The organism is Kitasatospora sp. RG8 (assembly GCF_017813315.1).
Taxonomy (GTDB): Bacteria; Actinomycetota; Actinomycetes; order Streptomycetales; family Streptomycetaceae; genus Kitasatospora.
Map to the genome: position 1 here is coordinate 67,316 of NZ_JAGIYX010000031.1, position 15,248 is coordinate 82,563.

A 15,248-nucleotide genomic window follows, 5' to 3' on the forward strand; every position below is an offset into this window, starting at 1 on the left:
GGGCGCTCAGCGCACCCTCGGTGCAGCCGGCACACCCTCGGTGCAGCGCACCCCTCGACAGCGCACGCTCGGTGGTGGACGCCTGCCTCAGCGCGTGCCGACCGCGGCGCGGACCGCACGGCGGGCCAGTGCGGCGTCGTCGTACAGCCGGCGGATCATGATCCGCTGCTCCTCGCCCGCCCCCGGCACGTCGTAGAGCCGGATCTCCCGCATCAGCACCAGCACCAGGTTGACCAGGAACGCGTCCCGGGCCAGCGTGCCGCCGCTCTGGGCGAGTTGGCTGATCTGGCGGCGGGCCGCGGTGTCCCCGGAGAGGACGCTCCACAGCACCGCCAGGTCGTAGCCGGGCAGGTACCAGCCGGCCTGCTCCCAGTCGACCAGCACCGGCCCGGAGGGCGCCAGCAGCATGTTGCTGAGCAGCGCGTCGCCGTGGCAGAGCTGGAGCGGGGTGTGGCCCAGACCGTGCAGCAGGCCGCGGAGGTCGCCGGCGTCCCGGTCGGTGAGCTGGCCCACCGAGTGGTACCGGGCGATCTCCAACTGGTAGTCCAGTCGCGGCTGGAAGACGTCGGTCGGCGGCCGCCACAGGTTGAGCGTCCGGACGGCGGTGAGCAGCGCCCGGACCTCGCCCGGGGTGGGCGCGTTGACCGGGTGGCGCTCCCGGGCGGCCGGACGGCCGGGGACGCGTTCCACGACGAGCACGCAGCGGTCGTGGTCGGCCGCGACCAGCCGGGGCAGCCGCACCGGCGGACGGTGCCGGACGAACGCCCGGTACACCGCGACCTCGTGGTGGAAGTCGGCCACCAGCTGCTCGAAGTACTCACTCCGCACCGCCTGCGGCGCCAGGCACTTGGCGACCACCGGCGCCCGCCCGATGGTGCCCGCCACCAGGATGTGGCGGCTGCCCTCGCGCAGGACCTGGCGCGGGGTGAAGGCGGGGCATATCCGCGCGACGCCGGCCAGCGCGGCCCGCACCGCCGGGGTCTGCAGCGCCGACGGGTCGATCCGCTCGGGGCCGCCGGCCTGCCCGGGCCGCATCGGCTGACGCAGCATCCGGCCGTCGCCCGGCCGGGCGGCCGGGATCCGTGCGCCTCCCGGCAGGACGGAGTCGGGGGCGCGCAACCCCAGTGCCGTACGGGCGGCCTGGCCCCGCGCGTCCGCGGACCGGCCGTCGGTGCCGCGCGGGGCCGCAGGGCGGCTCGGCGGCGGGACCTGCTTGGGGCCGGGACGGCCGGTGGCTGCGGTGGGGGGGCGCAGCGCGGTGCGGGTCGCGGTCGGCGAGGGGGAGGTCGCTGAGGGGTACATGGGGTGAGGGAGGTCCCTTCCTGTCCGTCGGCGGGTGCGCCCCGCGGTGCGGGGAGGGCCGGTGCCGCGTGCTTCCTGGCGTGACGGCGGCCCTGTCTTCGGTGCGGTGGGTGGAGCGCGGGCGCCGGGCACGGACGCGGGGCCGAAGCCCCTTGCTGCGGCGGTGTTCCGACCGTCCGCACCCTGGGGAATGCGGTCGGCCGGACTGCCGTGGCCGTGCCCGGCGCCCCCGCGCCACCCGGCCGCGCCACCCCCTCGGGTGAGGACCGGGGACGCCCCCTGACACGGGCGGGGGAGCCCCGCCGTGGCCTGGGGCGCCGCCCGACCCGAGGGGCGAGGTGGCGCACCTCTACATCACACCCGGACGGCACTGGTTGGTAATGTGGCGGACCCTGGCGAAGCCTGGCGAATGCTCGCCTGGCACATGACGGAGCCTCTAGCCTCGAACCAGCCGAGGAACCTGGGGGCTTCACGTGAGCAGGGAACCCAACACCCGACTCGCCGACCTGTTCGTCCTGACCGGATGGTCGAAGGGCGAGCTCGCGCGGCTGGTCAACAGGCGTGGCGCCGCGATCGGACAGCAGCAGCTGTCCACCGACACCTCGCGGGTCCGGCGGTGGATCGAGCAGGGGGAGATCCCGCGCGATCCGGTGCCGAGGGTGCTGGCAGCCGTGTTCACGGAGCGGCTCGGCCGTGTCGTCACCACTGAGGACCTCGGTCTGGAACGACACCGGCCCACCAGGACCGGAGCGGCGCAGCCCGCAGCACATCCATGGGAGCCGGATCGTACGGCCGCGGTCCTCACCGAGTTCACGGGAATGGACCTCATGCTGAACCGACGTGGATTGGTGGGCGCGGGTGCCGCGCTCACGGCCGGGGCGGTCGTCGCCGACTCCCTGAAGGGCTGGCTGGGCGGGGACGCGGTCGCGTACGCGGCCTCCGTGCCCGGGCCGCGACCGGTGGTCACCGGGCAGGGCGCCGCCCGCCCGGTGGTGGACGTGTACGACGCGGGCCCGGTCGGGCTCGACGAGGTGGAGGCGCTGGAGCGTTCGGTGCAGGTGTTCCGCGCCTGGGACGCCGCGCGCGGCGGCGGCCTCCAGCGCAAGGCGGTGGTGGGCCAGCTCAACGAGGTGGGCGGTCTCCTGACGCACCGCCACAGTCCGGCGGTGGAGCAGCGGTTGTGGCTGGTCGCCGCCAACCTCGCGGTGCTGGCCGGCTGGATGTCGCACGACGTCGGCCTGGAGCCCACCGCGCAGCGGTACTTCGTGATCGCCGCCGAGTCGGCCAAGGAGGCCGGCGACCGTCCGCGGGCCGGCGAGGCGATCTCGCGCGCGGCCCGGCAGATGGTCCACCTCGGCAGGGCCGACGACGCGCTCGACCTGATGTCGGCGGCGAAGGCCGGCGGCGGCCAGGTGCTGCCCAGAACCCGGGCGATGCTCAACACCGTGGAGGCCTGGGCGCACGCCTCGATCGGGCACTCCCAGGACACCTGGCGGCTGCTCGGCGAGGCCGAGGACCTCTTCGCCGAGGACGTCCCCGAGCCGCCGCCGTCCTGGATGCAGGTCTTCGACGAGGCGGAGCTGCGCGGCATGCAGGCGCTGGTGCTGCGCACCCTGGCCGAGCACGACCCGTCGGCGGCCGTGCAGGCCCGGAGCCAGGCCGAGCGGGTGATCAAGCTGCGCGAGGGCACCGGCCAGCTGCGCTCGGCGCTGTTCGACCGGATCACCCTGGCCTCGGTCCACTGGCTCACCGGGGAGCCGGACGCGGCGGAGTTCCAGGCCAAGATGGTGATGAACCTGATCGGCCAGAACTCCTCGCACCGCACCTGGGACCGGCTGCGCGAGATGTACCGGCTGACCGCCCGCTACCGGGGGATGCCGGTGGTGGACGAGCTCCGCGCGGAGCTGGGGCGGGAGTTGCGGCAGGCGGACGCCAAGAACCGGCCGAAGCTCGCCTGAGCCGGCAGGCCGGTGGTCCGGTCGTCCAGGGAAACGGCGGCTCGGGCGTACGGCGGTGTCAGCGGCCTGCTCGTACGGCGGTTCGGTGGTCCGGCGGTCCGTGGATCCGGGCCGGGGGCGGGCCGGGACGGGCCTGTGTCGGCCTGCGTGGGCCGTTGGCCGAGGCGTGGCCGGCGGTTCGGGTGCCGCCGGTGGTTCAGCGGTGGTCGACGACGGGGCGCAGCAGCAGGCGCAGTGCGGTGACGGTGCCGTCGGTGCCGAGCACGGGCTCGCCCGCGCACTCGATCGCGCCGCGACCGCCGCAGGGGTGGCGGACCTGGAGGGTGCCGTAGGCGTGCCGTCCGTGGACCAGTGCGTCGGTCATCATCCGGCGCAGTTGCGGCCGGTCCGGCTCGTCGACGCGGTCGGGCAGCCGGTCGAGGCTGAGCGGGCCGCGTCCCGGGTCGCACCCGAGCAGCCGGAACACCTCGTCGGACCACCGGATGTCGTCGGTGAGGAGGTCCCACTCGGCCGAGCCGACTCCGGGGCCGGACGGCGCCTGTGTCGTGCCGTGCGCTCTGTCGTCCACTCTGCCGTCCACCGCGTCGTCGGCCGCCCCGGTCTCCGGTCCCGTGCCCGCCCCGCCGTCGGCCGGGCGGCCCGTCGGGGTGCCCGGTGCGGTCCGGGCGCCGCCGGCCGTCCGGCTGTCCGCCGGCCCGTCCGCCACGGCGGTGCCCGGCGGGCGGCCGGTGGTGCTGGGCATGTCCATGACGTTTCCGATGATCGAGTGACGGTGGCGTTACAGCCTGTCCGGGTGGTGAGAAGACTGTCGCACAGCGGCCTCACCCCTGCGGGGGATTTGGGCAGATCTCTGGCAAAATTCCTCCGGCATATGCCAAACGGACAGAAGGGTCCATTGCCCTGTGTGCGGCGGGGTGTCCGAGGCGGTAACCTTCGGTGATTCCGGCGCCCGGGCGCCCACCGCAGTACCGACCAGTGACCCCGGCGACGGAAATCCCGTTGCCACTACGACCGCCGCAACGGATGCTGACCTCATGTTCGAGCCAGTGATAGCACCCAGTGCCAGCCTCCTCGGCCTCCTTCAGCGAGGCCGCGGTGACGGGCAGCTCCATGCGCTGGCCGCCGACCGCACCGAGGCCATCGCCGCGCTGGAGGAGTGCGTCACCAGGGACCCGAGGGCCGACTGGCAGGTCGAGAACCGCTCCCTCTACTACGCACGCCTCTACATGGAGTTGGAGGCGCCGCTCGGCGGCATCGAGGACCACCTCCACGACCCGGAGGACCTCCTCGACGACGACGAGACCCGCACGGGCCTCGCCCTCTCCGTCCTCGGCCACCTCGCCGCCTACGGCCGGCGCGACGCGCTGCTGATGCTGCGCGAGTACGCCGCCACCGGCACCAACTGGGCCTGGGCCCTGGACGAGCTCGCGCTGCGGGACGACGACCGCGGCCTGCTGCTGCTCGGCACCGCCGTGCTGGACCGCTTCCCGCCGGGCCCCGAGGGCGACGCCGAGCTGCGCGAGTTCATCCGCGGCGCGTACGAGCCGCGGCCGTGGCGGCTCTGGGCGGCCTACCACCCGCGGGTCGCCGCGGCGAGCGAGCAGTCCCCCTTCGACCTCTGGCAGCGCCAGCTCAACCGCAGCGGTGTCACCCCCGGCTGGTCCACCGCCGACGTGCTCGCCTGGGCCGACCAGGGCGAGCTGGGCGGCCTGAGCGCCGGCGCCTTCGCCCGACAGCCCGACCGCCCCGAACCGGCCCGCGAGGCCGGCGACCGCACCGGCCCCGACGCCGTGGACCGCCGCGCCGCCGCTGCCGCGCGCTGCCTGGCCGCCGTGGTCCGCCCCGAGGACCGTCCGGCCGTGCTGGAGGCCGCCCGCAGCGGCCTGCCGGGCGCCCGCCGGGCAGCGCTGCGCTACCTGGTCGACCAGCGCGACCCGGCCGCCGCCGGCCTGATCGAGGCCGCCGCCGCCGACGTGGACGACCGGATGGTGCGCGCCGCCCTGGAGCTGCTCGGCCGGATGCGCGGACCCGAGGTGCTGGCCCACGCCCGCCGCTGGGCCGATCCGACCACCGGCGGCGCGGACAGCGCCCTCGGCGAGGCCGCCGTCCAGCTGCTCGCCGACGCCGGCGAGCCCTGCGACGCGCCCCTCGTGGTGGCCGGGCTGCGCCGCTGGATCTCGGTGCGCGGGGTGACGGGCACCGGTTCCGGGCTCGGGGCGCTGGTCGACGGTGCGGGGCGGCTTGCCGCCGCCGAAGCCGTCCCCGTCCTGCGCCACATCTACGGCGAGGCCGCCTCGTCCGAACTGCGGGGGCGCGCCGCCCAGGCGCTCGCCGCGACCGACGTGCACTTCCCCGAGGGCCCGGCCGTCGAGTGCCTCTGGGACTGCGAGGAGTCCACCCGCGAGCTCGCCGCGAGACACGTCGCCACCACCGGCGACGCCCGTGTGCTGGAGCGCCTGCGCCGGCTCGCCGCCGATCCGGCCGAGGAGGCCGAGGTCCACGCCGCCGTACGGGGCCGGCTGACCGCCGCCCGCGAGCGCAGCCGGTAGCCACCCGGCGGGGGCGCCACGGGCGCCCCGGGGCCAATCCCGAGCCGCCCACGGGCAGGGGCGGGGGCCGGGGCCACGTTCCCGAGCCGCCCGTGTGCCTGGCCCACCTGTGACTCTGAGCCGCCTGCGGTCCTGAGCCGGCTGTGTGCCGCCTCTGTGCCGCGGCCGAGCTGCGGCCGCGCGCCGCCGGCCTGCTACCGCGTCGTTCGGGGGCCGGATTGCTTCCTGGACGACGAAACGGGCCGGGGCACCTCTTCAGGTGCCCCGGCCCGCTGCTGTCGGTACGAGGGGGCCGGTGGGGTGGAACCGCTGGACGGAGCTGCCGGGCGGGACCACCGGACGGCGCTGCCGGGCTTAATCGCCGGGGGTTGGACTGCTGGGTGGAAGCGCTGGAACCGCGTTCTACTTCACGACCCCGGCGTCGGGCGCCAGAGTGCCGATGCTCACCAGCACGATGATCAGAATGCCGAGCGCCACGCGGTACACCACGAACGGCATGAAGCTGTTGTTCGAGATGTACTTCAGGAACCAGGCGATCGCCGCGTAGCCGACCACGAAGGCGATCAGGGTGGCCAGGACGGTCGGTCCCCAGGCCGGGGCGGGGCCCTCGCCGATCTTGAACAGCTCCAGCAGGCCGGAGGCGAGCACCGCCGGGATCGCCAGCAGGAACGAGTACCGGGCCGCCGCCTCGCGGCTGTAGCCGAGCAGGAGGCCGGCGCTGATGGTGCCGCCCGAGCGGGAGACGCCGGGGATGAGTGCCAGCGCCTGTGCGAAGCCGTACCCGGCGGCGTGCGGCAGGGTGAGGTCGGTGATCGGCTTGGCGTTCCGGACCGCCCGGGTCCGGTCGGCCACCGCCAGGACCAGGCCGAACACGATCAGCGTGGTGCCGATGATCCGCAGGTCACGGAGGTTGGTCTCGATGGTGTCCTGGAACAGCTTGCCCAGGATGCCGATCGGCAGGGTGCCGATGATCACGAACCAGCCCATCCGGGCGTCCTGGTGCGAGCGGAGCGCCGGCCGGAACAGCGAGAGCGTCCACGTCTTCACGATCGAGGCGATGTCGCGGCGGAAGTAGATCAGCACCGCGGATTCGGTGCCGAGCTGGGTCACGGCGGTGAAGGCCGCGCCCGGGTCGTCCCAGCCCAACAGGGCCGAGAAGACCCGGAGGTGGGCGCTGGAGGAGATCGGCAGGAATTCGGTGAGCCCCTGGATCAGGCCGAGGACGGCCCCGTGGAACCATTCGATCACCGGACACCCGCCCGGGGTATCCGTCGGTCGATGCGCATCAGCGGTCCTTGTGTGGTGGTCGGTGCGGGAGCATGCCATCGGCATGCACGGGGCACATGCCGATGGCATGCGAACCGCCGGTCCCGCCCGACGCACGGGTCGCGCGAGGGCCCGGCGCGCGCCTGATGGTACGCGGTGAAGGTGACGGGTTGTCGTTCACCCCCGCTCCGGGCCGACCGCACCGCCCGGACCGTTCTCCGGACGGTGCTCGTGCGGTGCTCGTGTGCTGCTCGTGTGCTGCTCGTGTGCTGCTCGTCCCCTGCTCAGACGGTGTCCGGCCGTGCCCGCACCCAGACCCGGTCCTCGGTCAGATAGGCGTCCACGGTCAGGCCCGCCTCGGCCAGCGCCCGCTCGAACTCGGCGGTGCTGAGGGGCCGGGAGAGGAAGGTCTGGGTCCAGCGCGCGTCCGGGAACTCGTACTCGACGTGCACCGAGTTCACCCCGTCGCCGACCGGTGTGGACGAGGCGATCCGGACCAGTCCGTCCGGAGGGATCGGGCGCTCGCGCGGTACGTCCAGGTGCCACTCCTCGCCCTCGCGCTGGAGCAGGACGCAGCCGTCCGCCGCGACATGGCGCCGGCAGGTCTCCAGCAGCCGACGCCGGACCACCGGGTCGCCGGCGTGCACCAGGAACGAGGCCAGCAGGACGACGTCGAACTGCACGCCGAGGTCCAGCTCCTCGATCGGGCTCCGGACGGTCCTGGCCCCGCGCACCCGGGCCAGCATCTCGGCGGACTCGTCCACGGCCGTCACCGCGAAGCCCCGGTCGAGCAGCGGGTGCGTCATCCGGCCCACGCCGCAGCCCAGTTCGAGGATGCTCGCGCCGGCCGGGACCGCCTTCTCGATCACCTCCGGCTCACCCCTGGCCGGCAGTCGGCTGTACATCTCGACGGCGCACCCGTCCGGTGTGATCGCGCCCGGTCCCGTGCCGTCGTAACCCCTGCGTCGCTCATCGGTCATGCGTCCCATCGGAACACGGGTCGACGGCAGGGGGAAGAGGGCGTCGGAACGAGGGTTGCGGCATACCCCATGGGGGTATACATTCATCGTCGACGGAGCGAGGAACGAAGCGCCAGAGCAAGCGGAGGACGACATGGCACACCCCGCACAGCACGAACACGGGCAGCACGCGGGCCACCAGCACCACGAGCACCACGGCCACCCGGCCGGTCACGAAGGTCACGCCGGCCATGTCGGACACGACGTGCATGCGGGACACGACTTGCATGCGGGCCATGTCGGCCACGCCGGCCGTGCGGACCACGCCGGACATGCCGGCCACGGTGCGGTGCACGGCGGCGGGGCAAGCTGGCGGACCGCCGCGCAGGCCACCCTGCACTGCCTCACCGGCTGCGCCATCGGCGAGATCCTCGGGATGGTGCTCGGTACCGCGTTCGGCCTGCACAACGGTGCGACCGTGGTGCTCTCGGTGCTGCTGGCCTTCGTCTTCGGCTACGCGCTCACCATGCGCGGCGTGCTGAAGGCCGGCCTGGACGTCGGGGCCGCGGTGAAGGTCGCGCTGGCCGCCGACACCGTGTCGATCCTCGTGATGGAGCTGATCGACAACACCGTGATGGTCACCGTCCCGGGGGCGATGGACGCCGGGCTCGGCGACCTGCTGTTCTGGATCGCGCTGGCGGGCTCGCTCGTCCTCGCCTTCAGCCTGACCGTGCCGGTCAACAAGTGGATGATCGGGCGCGGCCGCGGCCACGCGGTCGTCCACGCCCACCACCAGCACTGACCCCGTACCCCGAGGCGCCGGGGAACTCGCCTGCGGCCCGCACCGACCGTTCGACGGTCGGTGCGGGCCGCGGCGTTTCGTGGGTGGGGGGTGGGGGGGTGGTGCGGATCGGGGTGGGCGGCGGAGGTGCGGTCCGCGGAGCCCTACTGCTCGTTGCGCTCAAGCTCCGTCAGGGTGGCTCGCAGCCAGGCGAGTTCGGTCTCGGTGGTGGCCCGCGCGATGAGCAGCATGCCGTGGCGGAACGGGTCCGCCACCTCCTCGGCGCCGAGCGGGCGCGCCCCGTCGTAGAAGAAGCTGGCCGGCTCGCTCAGGAAGGCGAGGCGGCGGCGGAGCACGACGGCCTGGGCGGCCGGCTCGCCGTCGAGATGGCGGAGGAAGGCCAGCACGGTGAACCAGCGGTTCTCGTCGCTGATGTCGAGCTCGTCGGGTGCGCGGAGCCGGTCGAGCAGCGCGGCCCGCCCCGCGTCCGTGAGGTGGAGGGTGTGACGGGGGGCGGCCGTCGTCCCCGGCTCGGTCTCGCGCACCAGCAGGCCGTCGGACTCCAGGCGCTTGATCGCCGGGTAGAGCGTGCCGTCGCTGATCGGTCGGACGTGCCCGGTGAGCGCCGCGAGGTGGCGGCGCAGCTCGTAGCCGTGCAGGGGCCGGTCATGGAGGAACCCGAGGATCGCGAGCTTCAGCATGGGGGTCACTCTCTCAAGGGGTCGTTCTCGGGCGTCCGCCAACTATATCGCTACCGCTATACCTCGGGTCCGAGGTATCGTTCCCGGCATGCCGCCGCGCTGGTGCCGCGCTGCCGCTGTGCCGGCGTTTTGCCGCGCTGAGTGCGGTGCCGCGTGCGGTGCCTGTGCCGCGTCCCCCTGCATTTCGCTGCAGTGCCCCGAATCGATGAGGAGTACGACCGTGCGTCAAGCCACCGTGACCCCGAACGGCGACCGGATTCGTTGGGTGGAGTTGCCGGGTGTCGAGCCGGCCCGGTTGTTCCTGCACGGTCTGGGTGCGAGTTCGCCGGTCTACTTCGCGGCGGCGGCCGCTCATCCGTTGCTCGCCGGGCGTCGTTCGCTCCTGCTCGATCTGCTGGGGTTCGGCATCAGTGACCGGCCTGCGGACTTCCCGTACACGTTGGAGGCCCACGCCGACGCGGTCGCCGCGGCGGTGGAGGAGGCCGGACTGGCCGAGGTCGAGGTGGTCGGGCACAGCATGGGGGGCGCGGTCGCGATCGTCCTGGCCCACCGGCATCCGCGGCTCGTCGCCAAACTCCTCCTGGTCGACGCCAACCTCGACCCGATCGCGCCCGCCCGCCGTCCGGGCAGCAGCGGGATCGCCACCTTCACCGAGAAGGAGTTCCTGGCCGGCGGCCGGGAGAGGGTCGGCCGGTGGGTCGGCCCGTTCTGGTGGTCCACCATGCGGCTCGCCGGCCCCGAGGCCCTCTACCGCAGCGCGGTCAACCTCGCCCACGGCACCGTCCCGACCATGCGCGAACTCCTCCTCGGCCTGGAGGTCCCGCGGACGTTCCTCCACCCGGCGGCGGACGGTGAGCCGGCGGGTGCGGACCGGCTGCGGGAGGCGGGGGTGGAGCTGGTGGCGGTCCCGGACTGCGGGCACAACATCATGTTCGACAATCCGGAGGGCTTCGCCGAGGCCGCCGCTGCCGCCCTGGCACGTCGCGCCGCTGTGGCGTGACGCGTCGGCCGCCCCGACCGTGCTTCGGCTGCCGGCCATCGCCGGTCAACGCCAGCCATCGCCGGTCATCGTCGGCCAACGCCGGCCAACGCCGGCCAACGCCGGCGTCCCGCGCAGGAGCGCGGGACGTCACCCCGTGAATCGATGAGGAGTACGACCGTGCGTCAAGCCACCGTGACCCCGAGCGGCGACCGGATTCGTTGGGTGGAGTTGCCGGGTGTCGAGCCGGCTCGGTTGTTCCTGCATGGTCTGGGTGCGAGTTCGCCGGTCTACTTCGCGGCGGCGGCCGCTCATCCGTTGCTGGCCGGGCGTCGTTCGCTCCTGCTCGATCTGCTGGGGTTCGGCATCAGTGACCGGCCTGCGGACTTCCCGTACACGTTGGAGGCCCACGCCGACGCGGTCGCCGCTGCGATCCGGGGGGCGGGCCTGGAGCAGGTCGAGGTGGTCGGGCACAGCATGGGCGGTGCGGTCGCGATCGTGCTGGCGCACCGGCATCCCGGGCTGGTCGCCAACCTCGTCCTGGTGGATGCCGGCCTCGACCCGGTCACCCCGGCTCGCGGGCCGGGCGTCGGCGGACTGGCCTCCTTCACCGAGGAGGAGTTCCTGGCCGGCGGCCGGGAGCAGACGGAGGAGTGGGCCGGTCCGCTCTGGTGGTCCACCATGCGGTTGGCCGGCCCCGAAGCGCTCCATCGCAGCGCCGTTCACCGTGCCGGGGGCACCGTGCCGCCCCTGCGTGAACTCCTTCTCGGCCTGGAGGTCCCGCGGACGTTCCTCCACCCGGCGGCGGACGGTGAGCCGGTGGGTGCGGACCGGTTGCGGGAGGCGGGGGTGGAGCTGGTGGCGGTCCCGGACTGCGGGCACAACATCATGTTCGACAATCCGGAGGGCTTCGCGGAGGCCGCCGCTACCGGGCTGGCACGCCAGGCTGCGGGTGCGTGACGCGCTGATGTGACGTCTCGCTTCCCCCACGGCGCGTCATATCCCCACCGCACGGCACGGCAGGGCACGTCTGCACGGCATGCCGCGCCCCACGGCGCGTCGTGCCCTCATGACGCGACACGCCACCCGATACGTCGCGCCGCCCCGACACGTCACGCCACAGTGGCACGACCCGCCACTGTGGCACGACCCGTGCACGTTCCCGTCGCCGAGGAGCCGCCCACATGCCGACGACCCCCGAGTCGTGGTTCCGCGTCCCCGCCGCGCTCACCGCCTCCCTCGCCGACTTCTTCGGGGAGCCGGGCCGCGACTGGGCTGCCGGCCTCCCGGCACTCGCCGCCGGGCTGCTGGAACGCTGGTCGCTGCGCCCCGACGGCCGGCCCGCCCACGGCATGGTCGGGCTGGTCCTCCCGGTGCTGCGCGCGGACGGCACGCCGGCCGCGCTCAAGCTCCAGCCGCTGGACGAGGAGACGGCCGGCGAGCCCGTCGCGCTGCGCGCCTGGGACGGCCGGGGCGCCGTCCGGCTGCTCGCCCACGACCCGGCGACCGGATCGATGCTGCTGGAGCGCCTGGACCCGGACCGCTCCCTGCTCACCGTCCCGGACGACCTCGCCGCCCTGCGCGTCCTCGCCGAGTTGCTGGCCGGCCTGACGGAGCAGCAGGCCCCGTCCGGTCTGCGGAGCTTGGCCGAGGTCGCCGACGCGATGCTGGCCCGGGTGCCGGAGGCGCTCGCGGCACTGGCCGACCCGGCCGACCGCCGTCTGCTCGCCGACTGCGCCGCCGCCCTCCGCGAGGTCCGGCACGAACCGGGCGACCGCCTGCTCCACTGGGACCTGCACTACGCCAATGTGCTTGCCCCGGCGGGCGTGGACGGCCGGGCGCCCTGGCTCGCCATCGACCCCAAGCCGTTGGCGGGCGATCCGGGGTTCGAGCTCCTCCCCGCCTTGCGGAACCGCTGGGACGATCTCACCGCGACCGGCGACGTCCCGCGCGCGCTCCGTCGCCGGTTCGACCTGCTGACCGACACCCTCGCCCTCGACCCGGCCCGCGCCACCTGCTGGACGCTGGCCCGCGTCCTGCAGAACACCCTCTGGGACATCGAGGACACCGAGGACCGCGAGGACATCGAGGCCGGCGGGGCCGGCGGAGCGATCGTCAGCCCGGACCAACGCGCCATTGCCGAGACCCTGTTGGGCCGTTCCCGCTGACCGGTCCGGCTTGACCGTTCCCGCAGACCGTTCCGGTGTGACCCGACGACCCGCGCGTCCTGCTCCCCGCAGCGTCGCGGCTACCGGCCCCGCAGCAGCACGAACCGGAGCGGCGTCCCGGGGCGGGCCTGTGCGGCGGCGGCGAGGTCGGCAGGCGGGACGACGCCGAGGACGGGGTAGCCACCGGTGGTCGGGTGGTCGGCGAGGAAGACGACGGGCAGGCCGTCCGGGGGGATCTGGACGGCTCCCAGCACCATGCCCTCGCTCGGCAGTTCGCCGCCGCGCGACCGGGTGACCGCCGGGCCCTCCGTCCGCAGGGCGATCCGGTTGCTGGCCGGGGCGACCCGGTAGTGGTCGCGGGCCAGCCAGGCCACCGCCCGGGGTTCGAACCAGTCGGCGCGCGGCCCGAGGTGCAGTCTCAGCACCAGCTCGGCCGGGGGCGCGGGAAGCGGCACCAGGTCCGGGGTCGGCCGTGGCTGCGGGGGAGGGCCGACCGGCAGCCGGTCGCCGGTGGCCAGCGGAGCGGGGCCGAGGCCGGAGAGCAGGTCGGCCGAGCGGCTGCCGAGCACGGGAGGGACGGCGATCCCGCCCGCCACCGCCAGGTAGCCGCGGACGCCGTGGGTGGCGGCGCCGACCTCGACCAGCGCACCCGCCGGCACGGAGACCGGCGCGCCCCAGGCGGCGGCCCGCCCGTCCACGCGTACCGCCGACGGCGCGCCGGTGACGGCCACGGTCACCGGCCGGCTCGCGCGCAGGGCGACCCCGCCGAGGGTGGTCTCCAGCGCGGCCGCGTCCGGCTCGTTGCCGACCAGCCGGTTGGCGGCGCGCAGCGCGGGCTCGTCCAGCGCACCGGCCCGGGGCACACCGAGGTGGGCGACGCCGCGTCGCCCGAGGTCCTGCACGGTGGTCAGTGGGCCGGGCCGGACGACCTCCAGCTCGGCCACGTCTCCCGGCTCGGCCACGTCTCCCGGCTCAGCCATGGTCGCCCCGTACCGCCGTGAACCGGACCCGTACGCCCGGTGCGAGCAGCGCCGCTGGTTCGCGGGCGGCGTCCCAGAGCGGCAGGCCGGTACGGCCCAGGAGCTGCCAGCCGCCGGGGGAGGACCGCGGGTAGACGCCGGTGTAGGGGCCGGCCAGGGCGACCGAGCCGGCCGGGACGGAACTGCGCGGGGTGGCGCGCCGCGGCACCGCGTACTGCTCCGGCAGACCGGTCAGGTACCCGAAGCCGGGGGCGAAGCCGCAGAAGGCGACCACGTACTCGGGCGCGGTGTGGATCCGGACGGCTGCCTCGGGGGAGACCCCCCAGAGCCCGGCCACCTCGGCGAGGTCGGCGCCGTCGTACACGGTCGGCACCTCCACCAGCGGGCCCGGTGTCGTGGTCGCCGCGGTCGGGCGGGCCGCCCCGAGCAGGGTGGCCAGTGCGGGGACGTCGGTCACGCCGTCCAGCAGGACCGTCCGGGCGGCGGGGACGATCTCCTCGACGGCGGGCAGCTCGCCGGCCGCCTGCCGCTCGCGGAGCCAGGCGTACAGGGCGCCCACCTCGGCCGCCCCGGCGACCTCGACCAGCAGCGCCCGCTCCCCGACGGTTCGGATCTCCGGAGGCACCGGGTGTTCCGCCGCAGGGCCCGCGCCCTCCGCGCGTCGGACGCCCCGGACGCCCGCTGCGCCTCCGGCCCGCTCCGTGTCCTCGACGCCCGCTGCGCCTCCGGCCCGCTCCCCCGCGCCGGCGTCCCCCGCGCCGGCGTCCCCCGCCTCCGTCACGCGAACGCCTCCACCCGTACCCCGGCCGAGGCGAGCGCGCCGCGGATCCGCCAGGCGAGCTGCGCGGCGCCGGGGGTGTCCCCGTGGACGCAGAGCGAGCGCGCCTCGACGGCGATCGGCTCGCCGCCGACGGCCTCCACCGTGCCGTCCCGGGCGATGCCGACCGCGCGGGTGATCACCGTCTCGGGGTCGTGCACCACGGCGTCCGGTTCGCGGCGCGGCACCAGGGTGCCGGCCCAGGTGTACGCGCGGTCCGCGAAGGCCTCGGTGACCACCGGGAGCCCGACGCCTTCGGCGACCGCCAGGAACCGGGAGCCGGGCAGGCCGAGCACGGGCAGCGGGCCGTCGCAGACCGCCCCGGCCCGCAGCACGCCCGCGACCACCGCCTCGGCCTGCTCGGAGTCGCCGACCACCCGGTTGTAGAGGGCACCGTGCGGTTTGACGTACGAGACCCGGGAACCGGCCGCGCGGGCGAAGACCTGGAGGGCGCCGATCTGGTAGGCGATCTCGTCGGCGAGCTCGTCCGGGGGGACGTCCATCGCACGCCGGCCGAAGCCGGCCAGGTCACGGTAGGAGACCTGGGCGCCGATCCGGACGCCGCGTTCGGCGGCCAGCGCGCAGACCCGGCGCATGGTCGACGGATCCCCGGCGTGGAAGCCGCAGGCGACGTTGGCGCTGGTCACCACGGAGAGCAGCGCCTCGTCGTCGGTCAGCGTCCACCGTCCGAACCCCTCACCGAGGTCCGCATTGAGATCGATCACCGCATCGGCCACGCCGGTCCGCCTCCCACAGCTGTTGAGCCAGATCGTAGGGCCTGCGCGTGA

15 protein-coding genes are annotated in these 15,248 nt (G+C 74.8%); 6 read left to right on the forward strand and 9 right to left on the reverse strand.

Annotated features, from left to right (window positions below):
• Positions 1–87 precede the first annotated feature (87 nt).
• Entirely contained in the window at positions 88–1,302 is a 1,215-nt protein-coding gene (locus J5Y04_RS33645) for an aminoglycoside phosphotransferase family protein (RefSeq protein ID WP_245205953.1), read from the reverse strand.
• Between the two features lie 473 nt (positions 1,303–1,775).
• On the opposite strand from J5Y04_RS33645, the gene J5Y04_RS33650 reads away from it, so the two are divergent.
• Positions 1,776–3,260 (forward strand): hypothetical protein, encoded by a 1,485-nt coding sequence (locus tag J5Y04_RS33650; RefSeq protein ID WP_209416229.1) that lies wholly within the window; start codon positions 1,776–1,778, stop codon positions 3,258–3,260.
• Positions 3,261–3,456: 196 nt separating this feature from the next.
• On the opposite strand, the gene J5Y04_RS33655 is transcribed toward J5Y04_RS33650, so the two are convergent.
• Positions 3,457–4,002 (reverse strand): hypothetical protein, encoded by a 546-nt coding sequence (locus J5Y04_RS33655; RefSeq protein WP_209416231.1) that lies wholly within the window; start codon positions 4,000–4,002, stop codon positions 3,457–3,459.
• Positions 4,003–4,294: 292 nt separating this feature from the next.
• On the opposite strand from J5Y04_RS33655, the gene J5Y04_RS33660 reads away from it, so the two are divergent.
• Positions 4,295–5,809, forward strand: coding sequence for a HEAT repeat domain-containing protein (locus J5Y04_RS33660; protein WP_209416233.1), 1,515 nt, complete (start codon positions 4,295–4,297; stop codon positions 5,807–5,809).
• Between the two features lie 402 nt (positions 5,810–6,211).
• Here the strand turns inward: J5Y04_RS33660 and J5Y04_RS33665 are convergent, their stop codons facing one another.
• The 3 genes from J5Y04_RS33665 to J5Y04_RS42390 form a co-directional block, all read right to left on the reverse strand.
• The gene (locus tag J5Y04_RS33665) at positions 6,212–7,054 is read right to left on the reverse strand and encodes an undecaprenyl-diphosphate phosphatase (RefSeq protein WP_374106168.1); all 843 of its coding nucleotides are present in this window, start codon (positions 7,052–7,054) and stop codon (positions 6,212–6,214) included.
• Positions 7,055–7,359: 305 nt separating this feature from the next.
• Complete coding sequence (locus J5Y04_RS33670) at positions 7,360–8,055, reverse strand: bifunctional 2-polyprenyl-6-hydroxyphenol methylase/3-demethylubiquinol 3-O-methyltransferase UbiG (protein WP_209416239.1); 696 nt, start codon at positions 8,053–8,055, stop codon at positions 7,360–7,362.
• Complete coding sequence (locus J5Y04_RS42390) at positions 8,045–8,368, reverse strand: hypothetical protein (protein ID WP_245205989.1); 324 nt, start codon at positions 8,366–8,368, stop codon at positions 8,045–8,047. Before J5Y04_RS42390 ends, J5Y04_RS33670 begins: the two co-directional genes overlap by 11 nt.
• A gap of 15 nt (positions 8,369–8,383) precedes the next feature.
• On the opposite strand from J5Y04_RS42390, the gene J5Y04_RS33675 reads away from it, so the two are divergent.
• Positions 8,384–8,836: a DUF4396 domain-containing protein gene (locus J5Y04_RS33675; protein WP_307853433.1), complete on the forward strand. Its 453-nt coding sequence runs from the start codon at positions 8,384–8,386 to the stop codon at positions 8,834–8,836.
• 143 nt (positions 8,837–8,979) lie between these two features.
• On the opposite strand, the gene J5Y04_RS33680 is transcribed toward J5Y04_RS33675, so the two are convergent.
• Positions 8,980–9,516 carry a PadR family transcriptional regulator gene (locus tag J5Y04_RS33680; protein ID WP_209416249.1) on the reverse strand — a complete coding sequence of 179 codons (537 nt, stop codon included), beginning with the start codon at positions 9,514–9,516 and terminating at the stop codon, positions 8,980–8,982.
• A gap of 220 nt (positions 9,517–9,736) precedes the next feature.
• Between J5Y04_RS33680 and J5Y04_RS33685 the strand changes: the two genes are divergently transcribed.
• From J5Y04_RS33685 to J5Y04_RS33695, 3 genes are all read left to right on the forward strand, one after another.
• On the forward strand, positions 9,737–10,516 hold the full coding sequence (locus J5Y04_RS33685; RefSeq protein ID WP_209416250.1) for an alpha/beta fold hydrolase: 780 nt from the start codon (positions 9,737–9,739) through the stop codon (positions 10,514–10,516).
• Between the two features lie 159 nt (positions 10,517–10,675).
• Positions 10,676–11,455: an alpha/beta fold hydrolase gene (locus J5Y04_RS33690; RefSeq protein ID WP_209416251.1), complete on the forward strand. Its 780-nt coding sequence runs from the start codon at positions 10,676–10,678 to the stop codon at positions 11,453–11,455.
• A 224-nt stretch (positions 11,456–11,679) separates the two neighbouring features.
• Positions 11,680–12,663 carry an aminoglycoside phosphotransferase family protein gene (locus tag J5Y04_RS33695; protein WP_209416253.1) on the forward strand — a complete coding sequence of 328 codons (984 nt, stop codon included), beginning with the start codon at positions 11,680–11,682 and terminating at the stop codon, positions 12,661–12,663.
• An 80-nt stretch (positions 12,664–12,743) separates the two neighbouring features.
• On the opposite strand, the gene J5Y04_RS33700 is transcribed toward J5Y04_RS33695, so the two are convergent.
• The 3 genes from J5Y04_RS33700 to J5Y04_RS33710 form a co-directional block, all read right to left on the reverse strand.
• Positions 12,744–13,643, reverse strand: coding sequence for a biotin-dependent carboxyltransferase family protein (locus tag J5Y04_RS33700; protein WP_209416255.1), 900 nt, complete (start codon positions 13,641–13,643; stop codon positions 12,744–12,746).
• Positions 13,636–14,268 (reverse strand): 5-oxoprolinase subunit PxpB, encoded by a 633-nt coding sequence (gene pxpB, locus J5Y04_RS33705; RefSeq protein WP_307853434.1) that lies wholly within the window; start codon positions 14,266–14,268, stop codon positions 13,636–13,638. Before pxpB ends, J5Y04_RS33700 begins: the two co-directional genes overlap by 8 nt.
• A gap of 152 nt (positions 14,269–14,420) precedes the next feature.
• The gene (locus J5Y04_RS33710) at positions 14,421–15,197 is read right to left on the reverse strand and encodes a LamB/YcsF family protein (protein ID WP_241002414.1); all 777 of its coding nucleotides are present in this window, start codon (positions 15,195–15,197) and stop codon (positions 14,421–14,423) included.
• Positions 15,198–15,248 lie beyond the last annotated feature (51 nt).

Excerpts from the sequence above, each read along its gene's own strand:
- J5Y04_RS33645 (WP_245205953.1), bottom strand. The coding sequence starts at position 1,302 with ATGTACCCCTCAGCGACCTCCCCCTCGCCGACCGCGACCCGCACCGCG.
- J5Y04_RS42390 (WP_245205989.1), bottom strand. The coding sequence starts at position 8,368 with ATGTCCGGCGTGGTCCGCACGGCCGGCGTGGCCGACATGGCCCGCATG.
- J5Y04_RS33700 (WP_209416255.1), bottom strand. The coding sequence starts at position 13,643 with ATGGCTGAGCCGGGAGACGTGGCCGAGCCGGGAGACGTGGCCGAGCTG.
- J5Y04_RS33655 (WP_209416231.1), bottom strand. The coding sequence starts at position 4,002 with ATGCCCAGCACCACCGGCCGCCCGCCGGGCACCGCCGTGGCGGACGGG.
- J5Y04_RS33660 (WP_209416233.1), top strand. The coding sequence starts at position 4,295 with ATGTTCGAGCCAGTGATAGCACCCAGTGCCAGCCTCCTCGGCCTCCTT.
- J5Y04_RS33670 (WP_209416239.1), bottom strand. The coding sequence starts at position 8,055 with ATGACCGATGAGCGACGCAGGGGTTACGACGGCACGGGACCGGGCGCG.
- J5Y04_RS33680 (WP_209416249.1), bottom strand. The coding sequence starts at position 9,516 with ATGCTGAAGCTCGCGATCCTCGGGTTCCTCCATGACCGGCCCCTGCAC.
- J5Y04_RS33695 (WP_209416253.1), top strand. The coding sequence starts at position 11,680 with ATGCCGACGACCCCCGAGTCGTGGTTCCGCGTCCCCGCCGCGCTCACC.